Genomic DNA, 26,744 nt, shown 5'->3' on the forward strand with positions numbered 1-26,744 from the left:
TTCAATCGCGTCTCAACCTATCGCTGATTGCGATTGGGTTGGGGTAATTGAATACAACAATATAGCTGGACAGAACAAACGTCATAATCGCCGTTGCCTGTACTAGCAGTGAAGCGCGCTCGCTAAGTAGCGCGCTCTCAATTGCGACAAAGACCACCAGAAGCGAAAACTCACTGATTTGCCCGAGACGGAAACCCACATCCCACGCAAGCCGGGGTGTTTCACTGAAACGGCCAAGTAGCAGCCGGAAGGTCAGTGGCTTCAGAATCAGTACTGCGGCAGCGAGAAGTGCTGCTCCCAGAAGTACATCCTCAAGCATTCCCAGATTGACCCCTGCACCGAGAGTGAAGAAGAACATCACCAAAAAGAAATCACGCAGTGGCTTGAGGCTGATGGCCATGAACTGCGCGATAGGGCTGGTTGCCAGAGTGACGCCCGCAATAAATGCACCGATTTCCTCAGACAGGCCAACATAGGCAGCACCTTCAGCGACGGCCAGGCACCAGCCAATCGCCATGATGAAAAGATATTCCTGATAGCGGTCAAAGCGCTGGATCAATGGTAAGAGAAGATACTTAACGATCAGGTAGCAGCCGCCAGCGAGTATTGGCAGTGCTATAAATGGCTGCCAGACCGGATGCTCGGAATCGCCACTCATTACGCCGAGGAGAATAAGGGTGAGGATGGCGATCATATCCTGAATCAGGAGTAAGCCAACCATCAGTTCGCCGCTATGTTTGTGGTGTAACACAGTGGTTGGCAGGAGTTTGAGGCCAATGATCGTACTGGAAAACATACACGCAAGCCCGACTATCACAGCGTCCATCATGCCGTATCCCAGCAGGTGGGTAATGCCTGCGCCGATGCCGAAAAAGACCAGTGAGCTCAACAATGCCACTGACATTGCTTTCTTTAATACAGCAAAAAGGGAAGAGGGCTGCATGTCGAGCCCAAGCAGAAACAAAAGAAATATGATGCCGATATGAGCCATGTCAGTGAGCTCATCAGGGTGCTCAATCCAGCCCATGCCGTATGGGCCTGCGATGGCGCCGAGGGCAATATAAGCAACGAGAATAGGTTGGCGAGTGTAGAGTGCGAATGTCGCGAGAACGAGCGCTCCAGCGAAAATAAGAAAGAAAGAAAAAACGATATCCTGTGGCATAACTCCCCCAAATGTGACTTAAGGTTAAGTCACATAAGGCAGGAGCGCCACAGAAAAGAGAGCCAGTTTTAGCTCAGGCGGCGTCTGAACAGCGGGCGCTGATCATTGACGTCATTCTGGTAAGGGTTTGTGAAGGTTGAGAAGGCTGCAATGGCATCCTCAACAATTTGATCTTCACGCAGCGCGTAGGTGTCGAAGCCGCAGCGCTTCATGAAAAACACCTGATCAATCAGAACGTCACCCACAGCACGCAGTTCAGCTTTATAGCCGTACTTCTCACGTAGCAGACGTGCGGCGGAGTAACCACGGCCGTCGGCGAACTTAGGGAAGTCGATCGATATGCGGGCAAAGTTGTCTGCGTCTTCACCAAACAGGTCTGCTGTCTGCTCGCTTGATACTGTCAGTTCAAGCGACTGGCCAGTTAAAGCGTCTTTCTCTTCCTGCCATTGCTCAAGGGTGACAGATTTGAGTTCTGTGTCCTGAACAGGGCCCTGGGTATTAATCAGGTTTGCCATAGACAGCCTCCTTAAATGGGGTGTGACCAACGCGGCGGTAGACTTCGAGGAAAGATTCTCCGTCGTTACGCTGGTCTACATAGAAATCGAGAATCTTAGCGATGACATCTGGCATCGCTTCGCGTGCGAATGACGGGCCGAGGATCTTGCCCAGAGAAGAACCGTCCGCATCGTTACCACCAGAGTTGCCACCCAGCGATACCTGATAGAACTCTTCACCTTTCTTGTCGACACCCAATACGCCGATGTTACCGACATGGTGGTGACCGCAGGCGTTCATGCAGCCCGAGATGTTCAGGTCGATCTCGCCCAGATCCCAGAGGTAATCCAGATCTTCGAAGCGCGCCTGAATGGCTTCCGCAACAGGGATCGACTTAGCATTCGCCAGTGCACAGAAATCACCGCCAGGGCAGCAGATCATGTCAGTGAGCAGGCCCAGTGTTGGTGTGGCCATACCCAGATCTTTCAGTTTCTGCCACAAACCAAACAGATCAGTCTGCTCAACATCTGCCAGTACCAGGTTCTGGTTATGCGTAGAACGTAGCTCACCGAAGCTGTACTCGTCAGCGAGATCGGCTACTTGATCAAGTTGCTCAGCGGTGATGTCACCTGGTGGCGTACCAATCTGCTTCAGTGTCAGCGTCACTACAGCGTAACCAGGTTTCTTATGACTGCGGACGTTACGCTCCATCCAGCGAGAGAATGCTTTATTCTCGTTACGTGCTACTTCAAGCTCTGCCGTCGCATCAGTCAGTGTTTTGTATGCAGGGTCAACAAAGTGCTGTTTAACACGCTCAAGCTCAGCTTGAGTCAGCTTGCCTTCGCCATCTTTTAAGCGATTGAATTCAGCGTCAACGAGCTCGCGCATGCGATCAATACCCAAAGCTTTTACCAGGATCTTGATGCGTGCCTTGTACTTGTTGTCACGACGACCGAACTGGTTGTAAACGCGGATAGTTGCGTCCAGGTAAGTCAGCAGGTCTTCTTCTGGCAGGAAGGCACAGATCTCTTCGCCCAGAATTGGGGTACGACCCAGGCCACCACCGACAAGTACTCGGTAACCGATTTCGCCAGCGTCGTTCTTGACGATATTGATGCCGATATCGTGCATCGTAATTGCCGCACGGTCCTGGCCAGGCACTGCATTGACTGCGATCTTGAACTTACGCGGCAGGAATGCGAACTCCGGGTGGAAGGTTGACCACTGACGAATGATTTCGCAGTACGGGCGTGGGTCCACGATTTCTTCTGCAATAACACCGGCGTACTCATCAGTCGTGGTGTTACGGATACAGTTACCACTGGTCTGCACGGCGTGCATCTGTACTTCGGCAAGGTCCGCAAGGATCTGTGGGCACTGCTCCAGCTCTGGCCAGTTGAACTGAACGTTCTGGCGCGTCGAGATGTGTGCGTACCCTTTGTCATAAGTGCGGGCGACATAAGCCAGCTTACGCACCTGAGCAGAGTTAAGTGCGCCGTAAGGCACTGCGACACGAAGCATTGGTGCATAGCGCTGCACATAAATGCCGTTCTGCAGTCGCAGTGGCAGGAACTCTTCTTCAGAGATCTTACCGTCCAGATAGCGCTCCATCTGACCCTTGAACTGGGCGACGCGCTCGTTCAGCAATTGCTGATCGTACTGATCGTATACGTACATAGTGATCCGGTTGCAATAATTGGAGTTATAGAAATAGGGGCGCACTTTAGCCTGAAACGGCTTATCTGAAAATCAGAAAATGCGAATATTACTAATCGGTTTTACAGAACGTTTTACGGGTGCAGCTGCGAATTCACAGGCTTTTAAAGACAATGAGACACACGTGCCCCAAAGAAACGATTGTTGATAGATAGGCGCAGTGAAATCGCAGAGAATGAGGTGACTGGATACCACAATAATACATAAGGATTCCCATGAGCAGCACGCATAAACCGTCTCAGAACAACAAATCTACAAAAGCCGGTGAAAATTCATCAGGCATGACTCGTCGGGCATTTCTAGGTCGTTCGGCGATGACCGCTGCTGCCACGGCAGGTGCCACTACCGTGAGCCTTGCAGTAATCAGCCCGAAGGCAGAAGCCGGTTGGTGGGATGTGTTTGAACCTGCTACGCCTCACACTCCCGTCAGTATTGCGCCATATTACACGGCAATCACGGTGGGTACGGGGTATGGCTCATCGGTAACCGCATTGCGCCTCGGGGAAGCGGGAATAGATACCCTGATGATTGAAATGGGCCAGCTTTGGGATCAGTTGGCGTCCGACGGCAAGGTGCATTGCAACATGATCAATGCAGATGCTCGATCTATGTGGTTCAAAGACCGTACAGAAGCACCCGTCTCGAACATACTCGGTTTGCCATTGGTCGATCGCAATATTGATCGCTATCCGGGGGTTTTAGATACCTTGTCTTACGACAATATGAAGGTGTATCTCGGGCGCGGTGTAGGCGGCGGTTCTCTCGTCAACGGTGGCATGGCGGTAGTGCCTAAGCGTGCGTTTTTTGAAGAGATACTACCGGATGTTGGCGCTGACGATATGTACGACCGTTGGTACCCGCTGGCGCAGAGTATGCTGCACGTTAATAGTGTCACGGATGAGGTGTACGAATCTGATTACTATCAGTTCAGCCGCATGGCTGAAACGTGCGCGCACAAAGCCGGGTTCCAGACCTCCGATGTGCCGAACGTCTACGACTTTGATTACATGGCCGAAGAAATCGCCGGCAATGTCGAGCCCTCCGCGACCGCGAACGAAGTCATCTATGGCAATAATCACGGGAAACAAAGCCTGGATAAAAACTACATTCCGCAAGCTATCGGGACCGGCAATGTCACGCTGCGTACCATGACACGAGTGGCCTCGATCACCCAGGGTGCGAATGGTGTTTATACGCTCCAACTGGAAACCATTAATGTGGCAGGCGACATTGTCGAACGACTCAGCGTGCAGTGTCGGTACCTGTTTTTAGGAGCGGGTACGATGGGCACAACGGAACTTCTGATGCGTGCGAGAGAAACCGGTGCGCTACCCGCACTCAGCGATGAAATCGGCCAGGGCTGGGGCAATAACGGCAACTTTATGGTGTCGATTGCCAACCCGTTGTGGAAACTTACCGGCGCTAAACAGTCAGGGATGCCGGTGCGTGGAATAGATAACTGGGATGACCCTGAGGCCCAGGTGTTCGCTGAAATAGCGCCGTTTCCGGCGGGTATCGAGACCTACACAAGTCTGTTTCTGGCGATTACTAATAACCCTGAACGGGGGTATATGACCTATGATGCAACTGCTGACAACGTAAGGTTGCATTGGGGGCCGGATCAGTCGCAGCCTTCCTTTGATGCTGCGAAGAAAGTATTCGACCGCTACAACAAAGCGAACTACTGCCACTACCGACGAGGACTGTTCGAGGGCAATCAGCCGTACGCCGACTTCTTTACCTATCATCCGCTGGGCGGCTGCCTGCTTGGCAAGGCAACTGACCTTTATGGCCGATTGAAGGGGTACGACAACCTTTATACCGTTGATGGTTCGCTGATTCCGGGGAATGTGGGGGTGAATCCATTTCTGACGATTACTGCACTCGCCGAAAGGAATATTCATAAAATCCTGAGAGAAGATTTTTGATTGTTGCAGAGAACCGGGGGCGCTGGTCGTGACTGCTTAGTGCAATCCGACCGGGCGGGCATCAAGAATCAGACGTTCCGGGTAATCGGTGAATACCGCCTGAACTCCGGCACGATACATTTTCTGCGCGGTTTCAAAATCATTGACGGTGTAGCAGGCCATGGGAGTTCCGGCTTCATGAATATCTTTGATAACGGCTTCGTCATAGAAGTCGGCCGCAAAATGCAGCCCAGTGGCGCCGACTTCCTCCAGACGATTGAACCAGTCACGGGGGATCGCCTCGACATTCAGTGCGCGGGTATATTCAGGCAGAAACTCCCGCGCAGCGTAGAGAGCGTGGACGTTAAAGCTCGATAATAGAAGGGTGTGTTCGAACGGCACCTGCTTTAAGGCTTGTTTCATCGCCCAGACGGTTTCCGTCTCGCGGCCTATGGTCGGTTTGATTTCAATGTTCAGATTCAGATTGAGCTGGTTTGCTAGCGCCAGAAGCTCTGTCATGGTGAGGATTTTCTCGTCTGAATTAAACGGCGAATACCAAGTGCCTGCATCCAGAGACTTGAGCTCGGCCAATGTTTTCTGAATCACCAGGCCGCGACCATCGGTGCAACGATTTACGTCGGAATCGTGAAATACAACAGCAACGTTATCAGAACTGATCGTGACGTCGACCTCGACCCATTCGGCGTTCAGGCGTGCCGCTTCGCGGATGGCTGCGGCAGTGTTTTCGGGTGCATGACCGCTAGCGCCGCGATGAGCGATCACCGGCTTCATCTGGGTGTAAGCCGAGGGGATGATGTTAATTCTGTTCAGCGGCATATCAGAAGCTCAGAAAGCAGTAGATTTTCCTGTACGCTAAACCGCCTTGCCGATTCGGGCAAGTAATAAGTCGTGAGTCAGGTTTCTGAGTGCGCGCCACTTTGTATTTGCTCCATGTTTCTGCGCGCAGATTACCACGCTTTGTGCTGTCGCCATGGGCCTTCAGACCCGGATGTGCGACCAGTGCTTGCGGCTCCAAATAGCCCCGTAGATTACCGCGAGCGACATACGCTGGCAGGCCTGCAGAATCCAGATGCCCGTGAGGCCATAGCCCAGATACGGGCCTATGCACCATGCCAGTGGCAGGAATACGATCCACTGCATCACCAGGTTGATTTTGAGCACCTGCTTACTGGCACCAGCACCGAGCAGTGTTTGATTGAATATGATGGATGCCACTTCGAATGCGATGGCGAAACCAAGGATGCGAAGCGGCCAGGTGCCTAATTCAATCAGGGCTGGGTCGTTGGTGAATATGTTTAATACCGCCTGAGGCGCAACCCACATCGGCAGACCGAGGATGGCCATAATCACCACGGATACTCTCAATACATCCCAACCCCAGCGATGGGCGTTTTCTTTCTCTTCTGCGCCTAATGCATGGCCGACCAGGCTGGCGCCAGCAATACCCAAGCCGACTGCCGGCATGATCAGCATCAGCGACAGCTGTGTCAGAATATGGCCTATAGCCTGTTCCTGGGTGCCTATCAGACCGATGATCCAGAACAGTACGCTCAGACCGAGAGCAAACAGTGTCTGACTGACCGAATTCGGGATCGCCAGGCGTACCAGTTGGCGGATGGTGTGGCGGCTGAGGTGATACAACTGGCGGAAGCGGGTATCGAGAGCAAAGGTGCGCCAGTAAAAGAGGGTGGCGGCAAGTACCAGAGAGGCCGCGGAGCCCATGCCGGAACCTACAGCGCCGAAACCTTCCCAGTAGGTTGTGCCGAGCACCGTCAAGCCAAAGATCAGGAAGTAGCTGAACACAATATTGCTCAGGTGCATGATCAAGGCGATCTTCAGGTATACCGCGCTTTCGCCGATGCCGCTCCAGAAGCCCCGGAATACAAAGGTCATGCCGACAAAGGTGAGGGCAGCGGTGCGCCATGAAAAGTACTCAGACGCTACTGCAACCACGGCGGCATCGTCGGTGTAAAAACCTATGTACTGCTCGGCGAAGGCCACAAACAGTATCGTCGAGGGGACTCCTATCAACAGAGTCAGGAACAGGCCAGCAAATAAGGGCTCTGTGGTTCTGTGGTGGCGTTTAGCGCCATAGTGCCGGGCAACTATGGCCTGCACGGCGGCAGAGAGCCCCATCATCACCGAAACGCAGAGGAAATTGGCGTAGCTGCCAATGCCGACACCCGCGAGGGCGACGTCATTCAGCTGGCCCACCATGGCGGCGTCGATTAGGTTGGTGATGCTTTGCGACAGCATGCTGCCGATGATTGGAATGCCGATCACCAGAATGCGATTAAGCCGCGCCAGTTCGACGCGGCTTAATCTTGACAGCAGCAGGCGGCTGAACTGCATATCAGTTCAGACCCTCTTAGCGATCGTAAGACAGGTTGGGCGCCAGCCAGCGCTCCATCTGCTCCAGCTCCATATCCTTACGGGCGGCGATGTCGGTAACCTGATCCTTATCGATCTTACCAAGGCCGAAGTACTTCGACTCAGGATGCGAGAAATACCAGCCGCTGACAGATGCCGCTGGCGTCATGGCGAAGTTTTCAGTCAGAAAAACACCGGTGTTAGCTTCACCGTCGAGCAGAGCAAACAGTGTCGCTTTCTCTGTGTGGTCCGGGCAGGCAGGGTAGCCTGGCGCTGGACGAATGCCTTGATACTTTTCCTTGATCAGAGCTTCGTTGTCCAGTTGCTCATCGGCTGCGTAGCCCCAGAGATCTTTACGAACGATTTCGTGCATACGCTCAGCGAACGCCTCGGCAAGTCGGTCAGCCAGCGCTTTCATCATGATGCTGTTGTAATCATCGTGGTTGGCATCAAATTCGTTAGCAAGTTTTTCTGCTTCGATGCCTGCGGTCACAATAAAGCCGCCCATGTAGTCTTCCACTGTTTTACCGTTGACAGTACCTTCTGGCGCAACGAAATCGGCCAGCGAGTAGTTAGGCTGACTGGTTGGCTTGTCGGTCTGCTGGCGAAGTTGATGCAGTACAGCGAGTTCCTCAGAACCGTCTTCGTTGAAAACTACGATGTCATCATTGCCGCGCTTGTTCGCTGGCCAAAGCCCTACAACACCGCGCGCGTTGAACAGTTTCTCATCAACAATGCGCTTAAGCATCGCCTGGGCGTCTTTGAACAGGTTGGTTGCGGCTTCACCGACCACTTCGTCTTCGAGAATACGAGGGAATTTACCCGCCAGTTCCCACGACATAAAGAACGGCGTCCAGTCGATGTAATCCACCAGCTCGGCCAGATCGAAATTTTCGTAAACGCTCAGGCCAAGCTTGTTTGGCTTCGGCGGATGATAGTTCGCCCAGTCTGCGCTGAATGCGTTCTCGCAGGCCTTTTCGTATGGCAGTAGGGCCTTCGCTTTGCGGTTGGCGTTGCGTTCACGCACCGCAATGTACTCTTCGCGGCGCTCTTCGATGAACACTTTTTTGGCCTCAGGAGAAACCAGTTTCTGAGCAACACCCACGGCGCGCGAAGCATCCGGCACATAGACAGCAATGTCATTCTGGAACTGTGGTTCAATTTTAACGGCAGTGTGTGCTTTGGATGTGGTGGCGCCACCGATCATCAGCGGTACATGATAGTCCAGGCGCTGCATCTCACGAGCGACGTGCACCATCTCATCCAGAGAAGGCGTGATCAGACCCGAGAGGCCGATGATGTCGCAGTTTTCTTCTTTGGCCACTTTCAGAATCTTGTCGGCAGGGACCATTACGCCCAGATCAACCACTTCGAAGTTATTGCACTGCAGAACAACGCCAACGATATTCTTACCGATGTCGTGAACGTCGCCCTTTACGGTCGCCATCAGGATTTTGCCCTGAGACTCAGACTTCCCGTCTTTTTCAGCTTCGATATAGGGCAGCAGGTAAGCGACGGCTTGTTTCATAACTCGGGCGCTTTTTACCACCTGTGGCAGGAACATTTTACCTGAGCCGAACAGGTCACCGACCACGTTCATGCCGTCCATCAGCGGACCTTCGATCACCTGAATGGGGCGGTCGAACATCTGGCGGGCTTCTTCGGTGTCTTCTTCAACGTAAGAGTTGATGCCTTTAACGAGTGCGTGAGTCAGACGTTCAGCGACGGGCAGGGAACGCCACTCTTCGCTCTCTTTCTCTTGAACAGAACCGTCGCCGCGGTACTTTTCAGCAATTTCGAGAAGGCGGTCGGTACCGTCTTCGCGCTTGTTAAGAATGACGTCCTCAACGCGATCTTTCAGCTCGGCTGGCAAGTCGTCGTATACCGCTAACTGGCCGGCATTAACGATACCCATGCTGAGTCCGTTCTGGATGGCGTAGTACAGGAATACCGAGTGAATGGCTTCACGTACCGGCTCGTTGCCACGGAACGAAAAGGACACGTTACTCACGCCGCCGGAGATCTTGGCGTGTGGCAGATTCTCGGTGATGTACTTACAGCTGTTGATGAAATCAACCGCGTAGTTGTTGTGCTCTTCAATCCCTGTGGCAACGGCAAAGATGTTCGGGTCGAAGATGATGTCTTCGGGTGCGAAGCCGACCTTATCAACCAGAACACGATAGGAGCGTTCACAGATTTCGTTCTTACGCTGCTCGGTATCGGCCTGGCCTTTTTCATCAAAGGCCATAACGACAACGGCCGCGCCATAGCGTTTGCAACGCTTGGCTTTCTCAATGAACTCCTCTTCGCCTTCTTTGAGTGAGATGGAGTTAACGATGGCCTTGCCTTGTATGCATTTCAGGCCCGCTTCGATGATCTCCCACTTGGAGGAGTCGACCATCACAGGTACGCGTGCGATATCGGGCTCAGAGGCAATCAGGTTCAGGTAACGAACCATGGCAGCTTCTGAATCAAGCATGCCTTCGTCCATGTTGATGTCGATGATCTGAGCACCGTTCTCAACCTGAAGGCGGGCAATTTCCAGCGCCTCGTCGTAGTTTTCTTCTTTGATCAGGCGTTTGAACCTGGCAGAACCAGTGACGTTGGCGCGCTCGCCGACGTTCACGAACAGGCTGGTTTCATCGAAGTTGAATGGCTCAAGGCCAGACAAGCGGCACGCCGGTTTTATCTCTGGAATCACGCGCGGCTTGTGCTTTTTGACTGCTTCGGCGATGGCCTTGATGTGAGCAGGAGAGGTACCACAGCAGCCACCGATAATGTTCAGAAAGCCGCTGGCAGCGAATTCTTCAACGATTCCTGCCATCTCCGCAGGTGACTGATCGTATTCGCCAAATTCGTTTGGCAGGCCCGCATTCGGGTGTGCTGAGACAAAGCAGTGGGACTTGTTCGACAGCTCTTCAACGTGAGGGCGCAGCTCTTCTGCACCCAAGGCACAATTGAGGCCAATGGTCAGCGGTTTGGCGTGCGCCAGAGAGTTGTAGAAGGCTTCTGCGGTTTGTCCAGACAAGGTACGGCCTGAGGCATCGGTAATGGTGCCAGAGATCATGATCGGCAGTTCTTCACCGCGCTGTTCGAAAACTTCCTGTACCGCAAACACCGCCGCTTTTGCATTCAACGTATCGAAGACGGTCTCGATCAGAATAATGTCGGCGCCTCCGTCCATCAGGCCTTCGGTGGCCTCGATGTATTCTTCAACCAGCTGATCGAAGGTGATAGCGCGATAACCGGGGTCGTTTACGTCTGGTGAAATAGAGCAGGTCTTGCTGGTTGGGCCAAGAACACCGGCAACGTAGCGCGGGATGCCAGTTTCTGCTTCGACCTCGTCGGCCACCTGACGTGCGACTGCCGCGGCTGCTCGGTTCAGTTCAGGTACCAGGTCTTCCATGTCGTAGTCGGCCTGAGATACGCGGGTAGAGTTGAAACTGTTTGTTTCAACAATATCTGCGCCGGCCTCGTAATACTGGCGATGGATGCCTGCGATGATCTCGGGCTGGGTGATCACCAAGAGATCGTTGTTGCCCTTAACATCCTGAGGGATGTCGGCAAAGCGCTCGCCGCGATAGTCCGCTTCTTCCAGCTGATGGCTCTGAATCAGAGTGCCCATGCCGCCGTCCAGAATATGTATACGCTCCTGCATGTTCTTTTTCAGAGTCGTAATTCGTTGTTGGCGCTGTTGAATCAGGTTGTCGTTGTTTGAACTCATAACACTATCGGTTAACTGGCGAAAAATGGCGCCAAATATTACCAGAGTGGATGTGATCTGTCCTGCTTTCGAGTCGATGTGATGTTTTGGATGTAAACCTGAGTGTTTTGCTTGGGTATTTCGTAAGAAGCCCCATATACGTTACAATGTGCGCAAGTTTACGAGGGAGTCATATGACTACATACGTTGAGATTACGCCGGACGCTGAAGAGTACCTGGCTGGCCTTCTGGAAAAACAGACTGTCGAAGGCATGTCTGTGCGCATTTTTATCACGCAGCCGGGTACGCGGCACGCCGAAACTTGCCTGGCCTATTGCCGCCCGGACGAAGTGAACCCGAACGATGTGCTGCAGCAGATGGAGAAGCTCAAGGTATATGTCGAGGCAATGAGCATTCCATACCTCGAAGAGTCAAAAATCGACTTTGCCAAAGACCGTATGGGTGGCCAGCTGACGATTAAGGCGCCTAATGCCAAGATGCCCAAGGTCACTGACGACAGTCCTGTCGAAGAACGCATTAACTACATTCTTTATACTGAGATTAATCCGGGCCTGGCTTCACACGGTGGGGAAGTGTCTCTGGTTGAGCTGACAGACGAGGGTGTTGCCGTTCTGAAGTTTGGCGGTGGTTGCCAGGGCTGTAGTGCGGTTGATATGACACTGAAAGACGGCGTCGAGGCGACGCTGGTGTCAAAAGTACCAGAGATACAGAGTGTGCGCGACGTAACGGACCACACACAGACCGACAACGCCTACTTTAAGTAGGCTGAAAGCGAGTCCTGATGGGCCTTCGGGTTGGGTTGAGGTGTCATGAGGTAACAGAAAGTGTGCTCCAGTGGGCGGCTTCAGTTACCTCGGGTATCACCTATTGCAGCGATTCGAACGTCGCGCCCGCCCGAAACACCTGGGGTGCTATTTCCCTGACGCGGCAAACGCGTATTCTGGCTTGCAAGGGCGTCACTGGCCCACTGCCAGGGGCAAGCACAAAATCAGCCAGATCACCGTTCTTCAGCGCAGTGTGACTTTCGAGTTGAATCCCATGGCTACTGAGATCAATGCACGTCACTTGCTGTGTTACTCCATCGTTGGTGATTAATTGAGCCGGTGCATCAATCTGCATTCTCATGTGGCGACGTTTTTCTTCGTAGGTGCGAGACAGTGTTTGCATGCGGTCCCCTTCGGTAGGCTGCGGTACGTTTCAATGCTACTTCTGAATCCATAGCAGATATCTAGCAGAGTTCATGCCATTGCCTGTTAAGCCGGCAGCGCTTCTGACAATTGCCTCATAATCGTTGCACTGGTTATGAGTTAGAGGTACCGTTCGCCAGATATTCGACGCTGGGGAGAAGCTGATGGCCGCGACCGTGCTGGTCATTGACGATGATTCCACTGTCCGGGACAGTGTGGTTGCGTACCTTGATGACTGCGATTACGACATGCAGTCCGCGGGCAGTGCTCAAGAAGCGCTGGACGCTATAGAAGTTTCCGTGCCAGATGCGGTTGTCTGCGATCTTAAGATGCCGGGCGTGCATGGCATTCAGTTGCTCGAGAAGCTCCGGGAGAACCATCCTGACTTACCGGTGATTGTTGTTTCTGGTGCCGGAGTAATGGACGACGTAGTGCACGCCCTGCGCCTCGGTGCTGCCGACTTTCTGGTCAAACCAATTCTTGACCTGGAAGTGCTTGTGCACTCCTTGCGGAAAGCGCTTAGCCACCAATCTCTTCAGCGTGAAAACAGAGCCTATCGAGAACATCTTGAGGCCACCAATCGTGAATTAAAGCTTGGCCTTGATGAGTTGCGAGCAGACCAGCAAGCAGGTCGCCACGCCCAGCTGCGCATGCTGCCGGAACCCCTGAGTATGGGAGATGTGTCCTGTGAGCATAAGTTGCAGCCATCCCTGATGCTGAGTGGCGATTTTCTTGATTTTATGGAAGTGGACGACGATCGTTTGGCGTTCTACATTGCTGACGTCTCAGGGCATGGGGCATCTTCAGCCTTCGTTACTGTACTTCTTAAGAACCTTACCTACCGACTTAAACGAAACTTTCAGCGTGGCTCAAGTGACGACATCCTGAAACCAGATCTCGTGCTGGCTCGTATTAATAGTGAGCTGCTTGCGTCTGAACTCGACAAACATCTGACGATGTTTTACGGCGTGCTGACGTTATCGACGGGTGTACTCTCGTATTCTGTAGGGGGGCATTTCCCTATGCCTGTGCTTATCAGTGACGGCGAAGCGAAGTTTTTTGAAGGCCGCGGTATGCCGGTTGGATTATTCAAAGATGCAGAGTACAAGTCGATTGATGTTGAGTTGGCCGGTGACTTTTGTCTTATGATGTTTTCCGATGGAATACTGGAAATAATCGATGAACCGTCCTTGAATGATAAAGAAAGTAAGTTGCTGGCGATGGCCAGCGAAGCGGAAGGTAAGTTGGACGCCTTCTGGTCAATTGCAGGCGTTGCCGCGCATGACGAAGTGCCGGACGACATAGCCGTAGCCACAGTGTGTAGAGGTGTTTTATGACATCAGGTGTGGTTGAAGTCGCCTTCGAAGAGGGCGTACATGTTATTCGCCTGAGTGGCGATGTCAGGTTGAATTTGTGCTCTACCCTTGAGCGTTACGTTGATGAATTCCTGGCCCAGGGGCATTTTCACAACGTAATGATCGACCTTTCTGCCGCCGAGGGTATTGATAGTACGACGCTCGGCCAGCTCGCTAAAATCTCTATTCTCTGTCGGGAGCGGTTCGACATAACACCGACAATTAGTAGCCCGAACGAGGGTATCACCCGTATTCTTCTTAGTATGGGGTTCGATCAGGTATTTCACATCGTTGACAATGAAATCGAAGATGATGGTCGTTTTGAGCGCTGGGCTGCGGATGCTGTTGATGAAGAATGCGCGCGCGAGCAGGTGATAGAAGCGCATAAGGTACTGATGAGCCTCAATCACAAAAACGAAGAAACGTTTCGTGAGCTGGTTGATACGCTCGAAGCGGGCCGTTAATCCAATAAACAATAGATATCCTAAAGTAGCGAATAAAAAACTCAGGGGGAAGGTGTGGCTATTAAGCGTGCTGCCGTGATTGGCGGGGGAAGCTTTGGAACTGTGATTGCAAATATTCTGGCCGATAACGGTGTCGAAATACTGCAATGGATGAGAAACGAATCCGTTGCTGACTCGATCAATCAAGAGCATGTGAATCCCGACTATTTGCCGGATACCAAACTCAACCCGGCGTTGAGGGCGACAACCGATCTCAAGGAAGCAGTTGAAGGGGTAGACGTCATTTTTGTGTCCGTTCCCAGTAAGTTTGTGCGTCAGGTTGTTGGTTCTTTTGCTTCCGATCTTAAGCCCGAGCAGGCTCTCGTGAGTACCACAAAAGGCATCGAGCCGGACCGGTTTCTATTGATGAGTCAGGTCCTTGAGGAGTTGTGTCCTGATAATCCAGTAGCTGTCATTAGTGGTCCGAATCTCGCAAAAGAAATCGCAAAGCGTGAGCTTGCAGCAACAGTAATTGCAAGTAGAAACAGTGACTTACGACGAAATCTTCAGGAATCACTTAGCTGCAGTTATTTTCGGGTTTACGCTTCTGACGACCTCTATGGCGTCGAGCTTGGTGGAGCTCTGAAGAATATTTACGCCATTGTGTCGGGCTTTATCGCTGCACTGGGCATGGGTGAGAATACAAAGTCGATGATCATTACGCGATCTTTGGCCGAGATGAGTCGTTTTGCAGAAGCCATGGGGGCCAACCCGCTCACCTTCCTGGGTCTGGCGGGGGTTGGGGATCTTGTGGTGACGTGCATGTCGCCGCTAAGTCGTAACTATCGGGTCGGTTACGCCATTGGTTCTGGACAGTCACTTGAAGAGTCGGTCGACGAGCTGGGTGAAGTTGCAGAAGGTGTGAATACCCTGCGCTATGTCAGGGAAAAAGCTCTGGAACTTGATATATATATGCCTCTGGTAATGGGCGCGTATGAGATTCTCTTTAATCATGCTGATCCTAAAGACGTGGCTAAAGGATTAATGACTGGCGCGTTTGCGTCGGACGTGGAATTTGCTTTGCCCAGTCACAAAATTTAAGGCAACCCCTGTGGTTGCCTGCAACCACAGGAGATGTATGTATGCCTCGGCTCTTCATCTTTCGTCATGGCACGGCAGTGCCCGGAATGGATCTCGATTCGGATCGACCTCTTACGCCTCTGGGCGAAGGCGAGGCCAGGAGCGCAGGGCAGTGGCTGGCGCCTCTGATCTCTGCTGATACCCGCCTGGTTGTCAGCCCTTACCTTCGGGCGCAGCAAACAGCGCTGGCCCTCAACACCCCCTGTGAAACAGAAGTCTGGCCAGGGCTGACACCGTCGGGGGATCCTTCGGCAGTCTCGGAATTCCTCATTGAGGAGACCCGTGATGTGATCGTCGTGTCTCACCTCCCGCTGGTCGGTCGTCTCGCTTCGCTACTCGTTGATGGTCGTGCGCTCGATCAGCCTTGGTCGCCGGCAGAAGGATGGGTTCTCGGTGGAGATGTTTTTGCACCCGGCTGCATGACGGTTGAACAGATCTGGTATCCGGCTCTCGGGAATACGTTTGGTGAGGCATCAAATCACTGAATAAAGGGCCTTTTTCACCTTGAGGTCCTGCATTCGGCAGGGTAGTGTCTGGCGTTTGTTTATTTCTAAAGCGACAGGCTATGACCCAAGCGTTACATATTGCCCACGCCAACGGCTTCACTGGCGGAACCTATAATGTTCTGGCAGACCGTCTTTCTGCACACTATCGTGTCGACGCCATAAATCAGATTGCGCATAACCCCAAGTACCCGGTGACGGATAACTGGAATCATCTCGTTCAGGAATTGATACATCATTTCGAAACTCAGTTCAGTCAGCCTGTGATTGCCGTGGGGCACTCGCTCGGAGGTGTGCTGAGCCTACTGGTAGCGCTGCGGCGCCCAGATCTCGTTAAGGCGCTTATCATCCTCGATTCACCAGTCATGCCTGCCTGGCAAGCGCACGGTATGCGATTTCTTAAATTGACGCGACTCAATGAAAGGCTTTTTCCGATTCGCAGGATTGAAGAACGTAAAACGCAATGGGCCGACTTCGATGATGCGCGAGAGTACTTCTCGGGTAAATCTTTGATGAGAAACTTTGATTCGAGATGTCTTGATGATTACATCCGCAGCGGGACCCGCGAAGAGGATGGTGTGCTTAAGTTGACCTACGACCCGCAACTTGAGGCCAATATATGGCGTACCATTCCTCACAATATACACTCGCGAGTTAAAGGAAAGTTAAAGGTGCCTGCGGCAGTCATTGGCGGAAAGAGCAGTGAGTACTTTAAACCCGTCAATGGTGCCTACATGAAAGCCATCGGCATGAAGCTTAAGTGGATCGAAGGGTCGCACATGTTTCCGCTGGAAAACCCCGAACCTACCGCTGATCTGATTCATCATACAATCCGGGAGTTGCTGGGTGGCCGCTGAATTACAAGATGCCCCGTTGGCAGGCTTGCAGTGGAGTGGGAGTGGTGAAGCCTGCAAAGGCGGAGAGAGAGTTCTTTGCCTTCACGGGTGGCTGGATAATGCGGCAAGCTTCTCGTTGCTGGCTGAACGGCTCACGCAAGGTGCCGACGGTAATACCACGGTCGCGATAGATCTTCCCGGCCACGGAAAGTCTGGTTGGCATTCGCCTGGTCAGGGGTATCCTATATGGGGTTATACCCACGAGCTGAAAACCGTAATCGATACCATGGCGTCTCCAGTTGATTTGGTGGCTCATTCGTTGGGTGGGTCACTAGCACTGTGCCTTGCCGCTGCATTCCCTGAAACGGTCCGCTCGATCGCTCTATTGGACGCTCCTGGCCCCATGGTGACACCCGAAAATCAGATCGCATCGCAACTGCGTGACGGTGTGCTGTCTCGCGATAAGTTGCGTCCCTCACGCCAGTTTTCATCGATAGCAGACGCTGTTGCTGCCAGAAAAAAAGCAACCCCTGAGCTTAGCGAAAGTGCACTGACGATATTGGTAGAACGCAATCTGGCTAAGTGCGAATCCCATTTCGAGTGGCGTACCGATCCTCAATTAAAGCTGACTTCTGACCTGCGTCTGAGCGAGACCCAGGTAGAGCACCTGATGCGCGCCGTAAAGTGCCCGGTGTTGAGCATTCGGGCAGAAAGCGGCCTTCTGCCACTGAAGTTCTTTGAACATCGAATGGGATACCTGCAAAATGTCGACTCGTTGCAATTGCCAGGTCATCACCACTTTCACCTGGAAGAAGAGACTGCTCCGGCCATTGCTGACGCGATATTAACTTTCTGGAAAGGACTCTGATGAACGCCTCCGTAGTTAAGCAGGCAATCTGGTTTGTTGTACTTATTTCCGCACTGCTTGCCGCGCTTGCGACCGGCTGGATGCTGCATAAGCCGGCCGATTACGGTTACAGCTTCTGGTACGACCAGATGGACATCCGCGGGCATATCGACAAGTACGGCCCTAAAAACCGCTATATTCGTGGCTTTGACGATCTTTCGCGGGAGCAGCATCTTGAACTGTTCGGCGGTATCGTTGATGCCGTGCATAACCAGGGCAGAGGGTTAGCAGAGCTTGAATTTACCGACAGTCGTGGCCGCACAAAACCATTATTGAGAAAGCCCGAAATTGTTCATCTGCAGGACGTTGCCAACCTGATTGATGTGCTGTCAGTGGCGGGTGCGGTCAGCCTGTTAATCGCAGCAATCGGTACCTTTATGCTGATACGGCGTCGTATCCCCATTCAATGGAAGCAACAGGGTCTCTTGCTCGGCGGACTTCTGGGGGCGGTTGCTCTTGTGCTTTTGATTGCTGGCCCGAAAGCCGTCTTTTATCAGCTTCATGTCTGGATCTTCCCGGATGACCATCAATGGTTCTTTTACTATCAGGAATCGCTGATGAGCACCATGATGAAGGCCCCGGATTTGTTCGGTGGGATAGGGGCGACGATTGGTTTTGTTGGTTTTGGGCTTTATCTGGCGTACCTGGTGATTTTACATCGCTTTCTGAGGCGAGGTTGATTTGCGAAAAAAGAGCGTGCTGAGTTTCCTGATACTAGCTCTTATACCCTGCGTGATATTGCTTGTGTTGCTGGTTGTAGTGAGTTTGGTGTTTGGAGTGGGAGTCGGTGCCGCGTCATGGGCTTATCTTACTGTATTTTCGATCGTCGCAATTCCGACAACCCTCTTGCCTTCAGTGATAATTACAGGACTTCTGATCTTTGGGGATTTTAATGATCAGGTTGGCAAAGACTCGTTGGGGCTGAAATTGCTATGGTTTATTTGTCTTGTTGGCTCTCTGCTTCTGACGTATGTCGCCTGTTTCGAATTTGTGCTGGGCAATGAGGACCCCAGTGATGGTGCGCTCATCACAATGACCATCATGCTCCATATATCGACGAGCCCTGTATGGTTAATATGCAATCTCGCCTGGTATCATTTCTTGCCTGCTTTTACACAAACTAGAGAGTGACCAGTGGCGCTTTTGTCTTAGTCGGGCCAAATGATTCGCGCAGAGTCGGCAGGCCTGATTCTCAGTTTTTGCTATAGTTCGCGGCTCGAATGATTTACTAAAAAAGGAGTTGTGGTGATTTTCGATACGATGCAGTTCAGATTTTCCTGGCGTCCTTATCAGCAGCGTGTGTTGCAAGCAATTGATGATCATCCGGATGACAAACGACTGCATATTGTTGCTGCCCCGGGTGCCGGTAAAACCGTCCTGGGTCTGGAAGTGTTCCGGAAATTGCGTCGCCCGACACTGGTGCTTTCGCCCACCCGTATTATCAGGGATCAGTGGATACGTCGCCTCACGGATTTTGGGGTGGAAGGTGAACCGTTCGATCTTCACTGGATAAGTACTGATCTATCCCGGCCTGCTCTGTTGACGTCTGCGACTTATCAGGCAGTGCATGTAAAAGCCGTGAGGCAGGGTGCACAGGTTCCACCTGATGATGAGCCTGAACCGCCTGAGACTGACGATCAGTCATCTATCCCTGATGCTAAGGCGCTACCCCTGATGCTAAGGCGCTACTGGCTGTGATTGCTCAAGGCGGCATAGAGGTTGTCGTTTTGGACGAGGCACACCATCTTACAGCCGAGTGGTGGAAAGCTTTGAAAGCTGTTGTTACCTCGGTTCCTGAAATCGTTCTCGTGTCACTTACAGCGACAACTGGTCAAGTTGAATCGGTTTGGCTTGCTTTTGGACGACCGGGTGTAATTCGGCAATACCCTTTAAGACTTTTTTCACATGAGGGGCTTTGGTGGGATCAGGGAAGCCCTGATCAAGATGCCAAGCTGCCAAACCGGCTAGTCGTTGACGCAGTGTATTCACGGACAATGTATTGGCATAATCCACCAGATACCTCGCCACACTGTCGGCCGTTGCAGGAAGAAAGCCACCCCAATGACTTTCAAAATGTTCAATCGCCGCACGGTAACTTAACCGAGTGTTATCGCTCGGATGTAGTGATCTACATCTGTCATGCCTATTTCCTTGTACCGCTTGGCGAGCGCTCGTTCCTTGTACCGCTTGGCGAGCGCTCGGGTTTTGGTAGTAACTCTCCCAATATCCCGCACTGGTCGACCGATCTCGCGTTGCCGCATTTAAGCCGTAGCTGCTTGAGGTCGCCATGAAGCTTTTGTAAGTCCTCGATACGAGACTCTGCAACGAGCAGGTGCGTATCAATCATCTCATTTACCGCCTCGCACGGCGTCTCCGGCGAGTTTTGTAACGATACCAGGTGTTTAATTTCGCTTAAGGTCAGGTCCAGCGCACGGCAGTTTTTGATGAAAGACAGTTTTTCTAATACCACACTGTTATACAAACGAAAGTTTCCTTCGGTACGCTCAGGCGCCGAAATTAAGCCTTCTTTCTCGTAGTAGCGAATTGTCTGGATCGAGCATCCACTGCGTTTTGCCAGCTCACCAATTTTCATCTTTCTTTAACCCGCCTCTTGACTCTATAGTTACTACAGAGTTTACACTTTCTATTAATGTATAAACAAGAGCCAGCTATGACTGAAGACTCGAAGACTTGTGGTTGCAATGCCAGTCAAGACACGTCATTGCAACCTGAATCGCAAGCAGAAAGTGATGCTCAGGCTGAAATGAGCCACCTGAGCGTATTTGACGTTCCTAAGATGGATTGCCCATCCGAAGAGAACTTGATTCGTACGGCTTTTGCTAGCTTTGAAGCAACCGTCGTCTTCGAATTCGACTTGCCCGGACGCAAGGTGCATATATATCACCCTAATATGGCGGATAAAGTGGAAAAAGCCATGAAGTCTGTTGGCCTCGGGGCAAGCTTGGTCTCATTCGAGTCAGTAGATCACAATGCGGTTCAGGCTGCCTTGGAAGTCACAACAATCAATGAAACGCGGGAGGCTCAGGCATTAAAGTGGCTGCTGGCCATTAATGCCTTCATGTTTGTACTTGAGCTCGGCGTGGGCATTGTGGCGCAATCTACAGGGCTTATCGCCGACTCACTGGATATGTTCGCCGATGCGGCGGTCTACGGCGTGTCGCTATATGCAGTGGGCAAGGCGGCCAAGTTTAAACTCAAAGCGGCTCACTTTTCGGGTTGGCTGCAGATTGCACTTGCTCTGGGTGTTCTATCGGAGGTTGCCAGACGCTTTTTATATGGAAGTGAACCGGTCTCGGTGCTCATGATGAGCTTTGGCGCCGTGGCCTTGATAGCAAATATTACCTGTCTCTTGTTGATCTTCAAATCGCGAAACCAAGGCTCCCATATGAAAGCGAGCTGGATATTTTCTGCCAATGACGTGTTGGCCAATGCGGGCGTGATAACAGCGGGAGTTCTAGTGGCGGTGACAGGGTCTCAAATGCCAGATTTGGTCATCGGCCTATTAATAGCAGGCCTGGTTATGTGGGGGGCGGTTCGCATCTTGCGACTGAATTAAACGCGATATGGTCAATACAATCCGACAACTACTCACCAATAAGCCATTGATGCTATTGCTCATCAGTGGCGTGCTCTGCGCTTGCGTTAGCAACAATCGGCCAAACAATATTACTTCTATTGGTATCGAGGACTTAACTCAAAAAAAGGCAGTGAATGCCATTATTTTTGACAATTTAAGCCCCGTAGTACAGGAAAAAACAAACAATTTCGATCAAGCGGCCAAAGATATAACCAATGCTTTAAAGGAACAAGCCAAGGCCAATAAAATACGCCTAAATAACACAGCCACATATACTGGGGATTGGCTCGATGTTGCCGATCTGCATTTCAATGACGCAGACTATAACTGGACCCTAAGGTTTTGGGACTCAAACCTACCTAAGTTAGGATTTCAAAACTTTTCAACAGACATAGATTCCTCCATCGAGGTGCATTTCCGCTATTGCAAGGAACGAACGATACAATTTGCGAATATTTCGGAATTTCAATTATCGAAAGATCGCGAATATTGGCTAAAACATTTTTACCCTGCAGCGATACACAGCCTGTATTTATTGATGAAAGGCAATATAGAACTAGCACCCATTCAAGTAAAAGCTTATGGCGGCAGGTTGGTTAGCGGCACAAAACTTGGTTAGAGTGAACACTTCATCTTTGTGTTAAATCGCGAGACAGAAATATTTATTGTTCCCAAGTTAAATGTGAATTCTTGACATCCTATTGTGTATGTTTTAATCGAAATCTAGTGGCAGTCCTGATGGTAAAACCCACCCTAATATATTTGATGCTCGTATTGACGGTTTTTCAGTCAAGTATCGCTATGGGGGATGTAGACCAGATAACACAGTCAGGCTCTGATAATTTTTCAATTAATAATATTCTAATTGGGCTCGGCGAGATTGATCCGCCTGAAACAAATATTGATCCGCTTGAAGAGGAGCACGATTGCAGTCACTGCAGCCTTTGCCATGGACATGGTTGTCCCGTGATTTTAGTTAAAACGTTGAGTTTTACGTTTCAAAAAGCACGAACAAATGTCCCTGATTATCGTAAACGCATCTCCTCTGAAGTGCCTAGTCCTCTCTTACGCCCTCCTATCTTACGATCTTAATTAAACAAACTATTCACTCCGCTAACGCGGAATAGATTGACTTAATCAGGATCATTTTATGCGAATTAACCCACTTAATCGGTGTCGGGCGATTTGCCTGTCAGCTATAGTTTTGGTCGCCGGTATATCCGCGTCTCCTAGCTATGCAAGTACTGACCCCGCTCTTACATTAAAAGACGCCATTGCCCAGACGCTAGAACGGAACCCGCAGCTATATCAGTACACCCTCGCTACTGAAATATTTGAAGCTCGAAAGCAAACCCACTCTTTGCGTCCAGCAATAGAACTCGAACTCGAAGTAGAAAACTTTGCGGGATCCGGCGATACCCAAGGGTTTGACGGTGCAGAAACCACACTACAACTCTCATCGGTTATTGAACTAGGGAGCAAGCGCAAGGCGCGTATGTCCCTAGTAGATGCTCGAATCAATAAAAATCATTGGGAACAGCAAGCGGCCACATTGGATGTCTTGGGTCAACTGACCCAAGTATTTATCGAAGGCTTGTCAACGCAGGCAAATATCGACCTTGCTAACAACTCATTGAATCTGTCGCGATCACTGTTCAAGGCCGTACAAACACGAGCCAGGCAAGGCGCGACACCTGAAGCCGAGGTTATGCGTGCGCAGGCTGCCGTCATTCGGGCGGAGCTTCAATTAGCGGCGTTGACCTCAAAGCTTCAACGACAAAAAATACTGCTGGCACGTTTTTGGGGCGAGACATCTCCCGAATTTAGTCACCTAAATGGAAATTTATTCGAATCTGGTAAGAGCGAGAGTTTCGATCAGCTTTATGCGCGCATTAAGACATCGCCTTCTCTTCAGGTATTTGCGAGTGATGCACGAATAAAAGATGCGGAAGTCACGTTAGCTCGCGCAAGTGGTCGCAGCGATATTACCTGGCGTGCAGGTGTTAGGCGCTTTGAAGATACCGGTGATTCTGCGTTAACCGCTGGCCTGTCAATGCCGCTGTTTGCATCCAAGCGAAACCGAGGTGAAGTTAAAGCCGCACTCGCTGAACGCAACGCCACTGAGTATGCCAAGCAAGACTCCCTCCTGCGTTTGCATGCAAAACTCTTCGAAGCTTGGTCTCTACGAAACCAAAACATGGACGCTGTGATGAAGATGGAAGACACGGCCATCCCCGCTCTGGAAAAGGCATTTCAATTAACCAAAAAAGCGTATGAAAACGGACGATATCGATATCAAGATCTCGTCGCAGCACAGGAAGAGTTACTCGCGACAAAACAAGCCCTTATTGATGCCGCCACGAATGTGCAGATAAGCCAGGTACTGATCGAACAGTTAACCGGTGCATCGATCTCTGAATAAACCGTTTTGAACAATTTAAATGACCCATCAATACATGGATCAAACAGGACTAACAATGAATAAATACTTACTCACACTATTTCTATTGCTTGGCGTTTTAGCGCCGATTCAAAGCACCTTGGCGGATGACGACGATGATGAATATGAAGAAATCAGTCGAATTAACGACGAGTTATCTACCAAGGTAGGCATTGTTACCGCAAAAGCAACTGCCGGGACAATCAGTCAAACCGTTACCGTCTATGGGAACGTGACACAAGCGCCTGAGAACAGTCACGAAATTTATGCGCGTTTCCCCGGCATTATCAAATCAGTCAATGTTGTAATCGGTGATACCGTTAAAAAAGGGGATCGCATCGCGACCATTGAGTCAAATGAAAGCTTAAAAAGCTATCCAATACACGCTCCGGCATCCGGGGTTATTGTGCAACGCCACGCGAACCCAGGTGAACCGACACAACAACGGCGGTTATTGACGATTACCAACTTGGATACGGTGTGGATAGAGTTCCGTATTTACCCGGAAAAGCAGGCAAAAGTGAGCGCGGGACAGCCTGTTTCTATCACCATCAACGATAAGACTATTCGTTCCGATGTAGCCCACCTAATACCGGCTGAAGATAAACCATACGTACTTGCGCGCGTCAAGCTTGATAACGATGAATTAAGGCTTTCTCCAGGTCTGCTTGCCAAAGGGAAAATACATACCAATGAATTTGACGTTTCTTTGGTGGTGACGAAAGACGCCGTACAAGAATTGGGGGAACGATTAGGCGTGTTTGTTAAAGAAGGTGAAGCTTATGAGTTTGCGCCTTTGGTACTAGGGAAATCCGACGACAATTTCATTGAGGTTGTTTCAGGACTGGAACATGGGGCCGAATATGTTTCAGAAAATAGCTACTTAATCAAAGCGGATATTTTGAAATCCGAAGCTGAAGACGACGACTAGGGGTGCATTATGATTGAATCAATTTTGCGCCTCGCGATAGAGAGGCGTTTTCTATTTTTAAGTTTTATTTTGGTGATTGTTGGTATTGGCGTGTGGAGTTATCAAAAACTTCCCATCGATGCAGTACCGGATATCACCAATGTACAGGTACAAATTAATACCTCGGCACCAGGCTATTCGCCTCTGGAGGCGGAACAACGGATCACCTATCCCGTTGAGACGGCTCTTGCCGGCTTGCCCAAGCTTTCGCACACGCGTTCTTTATCTCGCTATGGCTTATCTCAAGTCACGGTGGTATTTGAAGAAGGCACCGATATCTATTTCGCTAGAAACCTGATTAATGCGCGCCTTGGTGCGATTAAAAGTGTGTTACCTGCAGGGCTAGAGCCAGAGATGGGCCCCATATCAACGGGCCTTGGTGAGATATTTATGTATACGGTTCAAGCAGATCCGTCTGCGCGCATGAGTAATGGCGAGCCGTATACAGCCACTGCGTTACGAGAGATTCAGGACTGGATTATTAAACCTCAGCTCGCCCAAGTAAAAGGCGTCATCGAAGTTAACAGTATTGGCGGATACAACAAGCAATACCATGTGCTACCAAACCCGGAAAAACTGTTATACCACCAGGTCAGTCTCGAAGATGTTGCTGATGCCCTACGGTCAAATAACGATAACCGAGGTGCCGGCTACATCGAAGCCAATGGTCAGCAACTATTGGTTCGTTCTCAAGGTCAATTAGCCACGATTGAAGAGATTCGTCAGGTCATCATCAAACAAAATGATGGTGTGCCTGTGAAAATAGATGATGTCGCAGAAGTTGCGATAGGCAAGGAACTCCGTACCGGTGCCGCAACGCGAAATGGTGTGGAGACAGTGCTGGGAACCGCCATGATGTTGATAGGCGAGAACTCTCGTACTGTTGCTCGAGATGTCGCGCTTAAACTGGCGGATATACAAGCCTCGCTGCCAGAAGGCGTTATTGCGGAAGCGGTATACGATCGCACAAGCCTGGTTGATAAGGCCGTTAAGACAGTAAGCAAAAATTTATTAGAAGGCGCGCTACTCGTTATTGTTGTGTTATTTGTATTGCTGGGGAATATACGTGCTGCACTTATCACCGCTGCAGTCATTCCTTTGGCGATGCTGATGACGATAACCGGCATGGTAAAAACGGGCGTGTCAGCCAATTTAATGAGCTTGGGAGCGCTCGATTTTGGTTTGATTGTCGATGGCGCTGTAATTATCGTTGAAAATTGTATTCGACGCTTGGCTGAAGCACAGCATCAGAGTGGACGGCAAGATCTTCGTGAACGATTGAATACGGTATTTGAAGCTACATCCGAAGTGATACGCCCAAGCCTGTTCGGTGTCGCCATCATTACCATCGTCTACATCCCGATATTTAGCTTGACTGGCGTTGAAGGAAAAATGTTCCACCCGATGGCTGCGACCGTCGTGATGGCGCTAATTTCTGCCATGATATTGTCGTTAACGCTGGTTCCTGCAGCCGTCGCGGTGATTATGAATGGAAAAATTAGTGAAAAAGAAAGCGTCGTCATCAGCGCAGCCAAATCTGTTTATCGTCCGTTACTGCTTGCCACACTCAAGTTTCGCTGGGTAGTCGTCTCAGGTGCTGCTCTACTTGTGGCGTTCAGCATTTGGCTGGCGACCACTCTAGGTTCAGAATTTGTGCCGCAATTAAACGAAGGTGACATTGCTCTTCAAGCGCTACGCATACCCGGTACAGGCTTGGAACAATCTGTCGAAATGCAGGAGGTTCTGGAACAGCGCATTAAAGCGTTTCCGGAGGTCGATAAAGTCTTTGCTCGAATAGGCACACCAGAAGTGGCCACTGATCCCATGCCGCCAAGTATTGCTGATATGTTTGTGATTCTAAAACCCAGGAATGAATGGGCAGAACCATCAAAAACAAAGAATGAATTACTTGAAGAAATTGAAGAAGCGCTGTGGCAACTACCCGGTAATAATTATGAATTTACCCAACC

The 26,744-nt window shown here is 50.9% G+C and carries 24 protein-coding genes; 15 read left to right on the forward strand and 9 right to left on the reverse strand.

Annotated features, from left to right (window positions below; translation table 11 throughout):
- Window position 1: 1 nt before the first annotated feature.
- From B2R29_RS06695 to B2R29_RS06705, 3 genes are all read right to left on the reverse strand, one after another.
- On the reverse strand, window positions 2–1,162 hold the full coding sequence (locus tag B2R29_RS06695) for a cation:proton antiporter (protein WP_301180334.1): 1,161 nt from the start codon (window positions 1,160–1,162) through the stop codon (window positions 2–4).
- Window positions 1,163–1,230: 68 nt separating this feature from the next.
- Complete coding sequence (locus tag B2R29_RS06700; protein ID WP_301180335.1) at window positions 1,231–1,677, reverse strand: DUF934 domain-containing protein; 447 nt, start codon at window positions 1,675–1,677, stop codon at window positions 1,231–1,233.
- On the reverse strand, window positions 1,661–3,334 hold the full coding sequence (locus B2R29_RS06705) for a nitrite/sulfite reductase (RefSeq protein ID WP_301180336.1): 1,674 nt from the start codon (window positions 3,332–3,334) through the stop codon (window positions 1,661–1,663). Before B2R29_RS06705 ends, B2R29_RS06700 begins: the two co-directional genes overlap by 17 nt.
- 254 nt (window positions 3,335–3,588) lie before the next feature.
- Between B2R29_RS06705 and B2R29_RS06710 the strand changes: the two genes are divergently transcribed.
- The gene (locus B2R29_RS06710) at window positions 3,589–5,301 is read left to right on the forward strand and encodes a GMC oxidoreductase (protein WP_301180337.1); all 1,713 of its coding nucleotides are present in this window, start codon (window positions 3,589–3,591) and stop codon (window positions 5,299–5,301) included.
- Window positions 5,302–5,337: 36 nt separating this feature from the next.
- Here B2R29_RS06710 and B2R29_RS06715 read toward each other — a convergent pair whose 3' ends face one another.
- The 3 genes from B2R29_RS06715 to metH form a co-directional block, all read right to left on the reverse strand.
- A complete protein-coding gene (locus B2R29_RS06715; protein WP_301180338.1) occupies window positions 5,338–6,117 on the reverse strand; it encodes a glycerophosphodiester phosphodiesterase family protein in 780 nt (259 codons plus the stop codon).
- A 162-nt stretch (window positions 6,118–6,279) separates the two neighbouring features.
- Complete coding sequence (locus tag B2R29_RS06720; RefSeq protein WP_301180339.1) at window positions 6,280–7,653, reverse strand: MATE family efflux transporter; 1,374 nt, start codon at window positions 7,651–7,653, stop codon at window positions 6,280–6,282.
- A gap of 16 nt (window positions 7,654–7,669) precedes the next feature.
- Window positions 7,670–11,395: a methionine synthase gene (gene metH, locus B2R29_RS06725; protein ID WP_301180340.1), complete on the reverse strand. Its 3,726-nt coding sequence runs from the start codon at window positions 11,393–11,395 to the stop codon at window positions 7,670–7,672.
- A 173-nt stretch (window positions 11,396–11,568) separates the two neighbouring features.
- On the opposite strand from metH, the gene nfuA reads away from it, so the two are divergent.
- Window positions 11,569–12,159 (forward strand): Fe-S biogenesis protein NfuA, encoded by a 591-nt coding sequence (nfuA, locus tag B2R29_RS06730; protein ID WP_301180341.1) that lies wholly within the window; start codon window positions 11,569–11,571, stop codon window positions 12,157–12,159.
- Window positions 12,160–12,259: 100 nt separating this feature from the next.
- Here the strand turns inward: nfuA and B2R29_RS06735 are convergent, their stop codons facing one another.
- The gene (locus tag B2R29_RS06735; RefSeq protein WP_301180342.1) at window positions 12,260–12,562 is read right to left on the reverse strand and encodes a PilZ domain-containing protein; all 303 of its coding nucleotides are present in this window, start codon (window positions 12,560–12,562) and stop codon (window positions 12,260–12,262) included.
- Window positions 12,563–12,746: 184 nt separating this feature from the next.
- On the opposite strand from B2R29_RS06735, the gene B2R29_RS06740 reads away from it, so the two are divergent.
- From B2R29_RS06740 to B2R29_RS06775, 8 genes are all read left to right on the forward strand, one after another.
- Window positions 12,747–13,919 carry a SpoIIE family protein phosphatase gene (locus tag B2R29_RS06740; protein ID WP_301180343.1) on the forward strand — a complete coding sequence of 391 codons (1,173 nt, stop codon included), beginning with the start codon at window positions 12,747–12,749 and terminating at the stop codon, window positions 13,917–13,919.
- Entirely contained in the window at window positions 13,916–14,401 is a 486-nt protein-coding gene (locus tag B2R29_RS06745; RefSeq protein WP_301180344.1) for an STAS domain-containing protein, read from the forward strand. The genes B2R29_RS06740 and B2R29_RS06745 overlap by 4 nt, the downstream gene beginning before the upstream one ends.
- A gap of 54 nt (window positions 14,402–14,455) precedes the next feature.
- The gene (locus tag B2R29_RS06750) at window positions 14,456–15,481 is read left to right on the forward strand and encodes an NAD(P)H-dependent glycerol-3-phosphate dehydrogenase (protein ID WP_301180345.1); all 1,026 of its coding nucleotides are present in this window, start codon (window positions 14,456–14,458) and stop codon (window positions 15,479–15,481) included.
- A gap of 41 nt (window positions 15,482–15,522) precedes the next feature.
- Window positions 15,523–16,005 carry a phosphohistidine phosphatase SixA gene (gene sixA / locus B2R29_RS06755; protein WP_301180346.1) on the forward strand — a complete coding sequence of 161 codons (483 nt, stop codon included), beginning with the start codon at window positions 15,523–15,525 and terminating at the stop codon, window positions 16,003–16,005.
- A gap of 80 nt (window positions 16,006–16,085) precedes the next feature.
- Entirely contained in the window at window positions 16,086–16,880 is a 795-nt protein-coding gene (locus tag B2R29_RS06760; protein ID WP_301180347.1) for an alpha/beta fold hydrolase, read from the forward strand.
- Window positions 16,870–17,727: an alpha/beta fold hydrolase gene (locus B2R29_RS06765; RefSeq protein WP_301180348.1), complete on the forward strand. Its 858-nt coding sequence runs from the start codon at window positions 16,870–16,872 to the stop codon at window positions 17,725–17,727. Before B2R29_RS06760 ends, B2R29_RS06765 begins: the two co-directional genes overlap by 11 nt.
- Entirely contained in the window at window positions 17,727–18,446 is a 720-nt protein-coding gene (locus B2R29_RS06770) for a DUF1461 domain-containing protein (protein ID WP_301180349.1), read from the forward strand. Before B2R29_RS06765 ends, B2R29_RS06770 begins: the two co-directional genes overlap by 1 nt.
- Window positions 18,447–19,011: 565 nt before the next feature.
- Window positions 19,012–19,464 carry a DEAD/DEAH box helicase family protein gene (locus tag B2R29_RS06775; protein WP_301180350.1) on the forward strand — a complete coding sequence of 151 codons (453 nt, stop codon included), beginning with the start codon at window positions 19,012–19,014 and terminating at the stop codon, window positions 19,462–19,464.
- A gap of 117 nt (window positions 19,465–19,581) precedes the next feature.
- On the opposite strand, the gene B2R29_RS06780 is transcribed toward B2R29_RS06775, so the two are convergent.
- On the reverse strand, window positions 19,582–19,779 hold the full coding sequence (locus B2R29_RS06780) for a hypothetical protein (RefSeq protein WP_297532673.1): 198 nt from the start codon (window positions 19,777–19,779) through the stop codon (window positions 19,582–19,584).
- Window positions 19,780–19,909: 130 nt separating this feature from the next.
- The gene (gene cadR, locus B2R29_RS06785; protein WP_301180351.1) at window positions 19,910–20,359 is read right to left on the reverse strand and encodes a Cd(II)/Pb(II)-responsive transcriptional regulator; all 450 of its coding nucleotides are present in this window, start codon (window positions 20,357–20,359) and stop codon (window positions 19,910–19,912) included.
- Window positions 20,360–20,437: 78 nt separating this feature from the next.
- On the opposite strand from cadR, the gene B2R29_RS06790 reads away from it, so the two are divergent.
- The 5 genes from B2R29_RS06790 to B2R29_RS06810 all read left to right on the forward strand — a co-directional run.
- Window positions 20,438–21,343: a cation transporter gene (locus tag B2R29_RS06790; protein WP_018275126.1), complete on the forward strand. Its 906-nt coding sequence runs from the start codon at window positions 20,438–20,440 to the stop codon at window positions 21,341–21,343.
- Between the two features lie 7 nt (window positions 21,344–21,350).
- Window positions 21,351–21,983: a hypothetical protein gene (locus B2R29_RS06795; protein WP_297532679.1), complete on the forward strand. Its 633-nt coding sequence runs from the start codon at window positions 21,351–21,353 to the stop codon at window positions 21,981–21,983.
- Window positions 21,984–22,514: 531 nt separating this feature from the next.
- Window positions 22,515–23,786 carry a TolC family protein gene (locus tag B2R29_RS06800; RefSeq protein ID WP_068436103.1) on the forward strand — a complete coding sequence of 424 codons (1,272 nt, stop codon included), beginning with the start codon at window positions 22,515–22,517 and terminating at the stop codon, window positions 23,784–23,786.
- Between the two features lie 55 nt (window positions 23,787–23,841).
- Window positions 23,842–24,735 (forward strand): efflux RND transporter periplasmic adaptor subunit, encoded by an 894-nt coding sequence (locus B2R29_RS06805; protein WP_068436100.1) that lies wholly within the window; start codon window positions 23,842–23,844, stop codon window positions 24,733–24,735.
- A gap of 9 nt (window positions 24,736–24,744) precedes the next feature.
- A partial coding sequence (locus tag B2R29_RS06810; RefSeq protein ID WP_301180353.1) for an efflux RND transporter permease subunit occupies window positions 24,745–26,744 on the forward strand: 2,000 nt, incomplete at its 3' end.

The organism is Thalassolituus sp. UBA3500 (assembly GCF_002377545.1).
Classification (GTDB): Bacteria; Pseudomonadota; Gammaproteobacteria; order Pseudomonadales; family Oceanobacteraceae; genus Thalassolituus.

Excerpts from the sequence above, each read along its gene's own strand:
- B2R29_RS06735 (WP_301180342.1), bottom strand. The coding sequence starts at position 12,562 with ATGCAAACACTGTCTCGCACCTACGAAGAAAAACGTCGCCACATGAGA.
- B2R29_RS06760 (WP_301180347.1), top strand. The coding sequence starts at position 16,086 with ATGACCCAAGCGTTACATATTGCCCACGCCAACGGCTTCACTGGCGGA.
- B2R29_RS06745 (WP_301180344.1), top strand. The coding sequence starts at position 13,916 with ATGACATCAGGTGTGGTTGAAGTCGCCTTCGAAGAGGGCGTACATGTT.
- nfuA (WP_301180341.1), top strand. The coding sequence starts at position 11,569 with ATGACTACATACGTTGAGATTACGCCGGACGCTGAAGAGTACCTGGCT.
- sixA (WP_301180346.1), top strand. The coding sequence starts at position 15,523 with ATGCCTCGGCTCTTCATCTTTCGTCATGGCACGGCAGTGCCCGGAATG.
- B2R29_RS06705 (WP_301180336.1), bottom strand. The coding sequence starts at position 3,334 with ATGTACGTATACGATCAGTACGATCAGCAATTGCTGAACGAGCGCGTC.
- B2R29_RS06770 (WP_301180349.1), top strand. The coding sequence starts at position 17,727 with ATGAACGCCTCCGTAGTTAAGCAGGCAATCTGGTTTGTTGTACTTATT.
- B2R29_RS06700 (WP_301180335.1), bottom strand. The coding sequence starts at position 1,677 with ATGGCAAACCTGATTAATACCCAGGGCCCTGTTCAGGACACAGAACTC.
- B2R29_RS06720 (WP_301180339.1), bottom strand. The coding sequence starts at position 7,653 with ATGCAGTTCAGCCGCCTGCTGCTGTCAAGATTAAGCCGCGTCGAACTG.
- B2R29_RS06805 (WP_068436100.1), top strand. The coding sequence starts at position 23,842 with ATGAATAAATACTTACTCACACTATTTCTATTGCTTGGCGTTTTAGCG.
- B2R29_RS06800 (WP_068436103.1), top strand. The coding sequence starts at position 22,515 with ATGCGAATTAACCCACTTAATCGGTGTCGGGCGATTTGCCTGTCAGCT.
- B2R29_RS06740 (WP_301180343.1), top strand. The coding sequence starts at position 12,747 with ATGGCCGCGACCGTGCTGGTCATTGACGATGATTCCACTGTCCGGGAC.
- metH (WP_301180340.1), bottom strand. The coding sequence starts at position 11,395 with ATGAGTTCAAACAACGACAACCTGATTCAACAGCGCCAACAACGAATT.
- B2R29_RS06790 (WP_018275126.1), top strand. The coding sequence starts at position 20,438 with ATGACTGAAGACTCGAAGACTTGTGGTTGCAATGCCAGTCAAGACACG.
- B2R29_RS06710 (WP_301180337.1), top strand. The coding sequence starts at position 3,589 with ATGAGCAGCACGCATAAACCGTCTCAGAACAACAAATCTACAAAAGCC.
- cadR (WP_301180351.1), bottom strand. The coding sequence starts at position 20,359 with ATGAAAATTGGTGAGCTGGCAAAACGCAGTGGATGCTCGATCCAGACA.
- B2R29_RS06715 (WP_301180338.1), bottom strand. The coding sequence starts at position 6,117 with ATGCCGCTGAACAGAATTAACATCATCCCCTCGGCTTACACCCAGATG.
- B2R29_RS06695 (WP_301180334.1), bottom strand. The coding sequence starts at position 1,162 with ATGCCACAGGATATCGTTTTTTCTTTCTTTCTTATTTTCGCTGGAGCG.
- B2R29_RS06795 (WP_297532679.1), top strand. The coding sequence starts at position 21,351 with ATGGTCAATACAATCCGACAACTACTCACCAATAAGCCATTGATGCTA.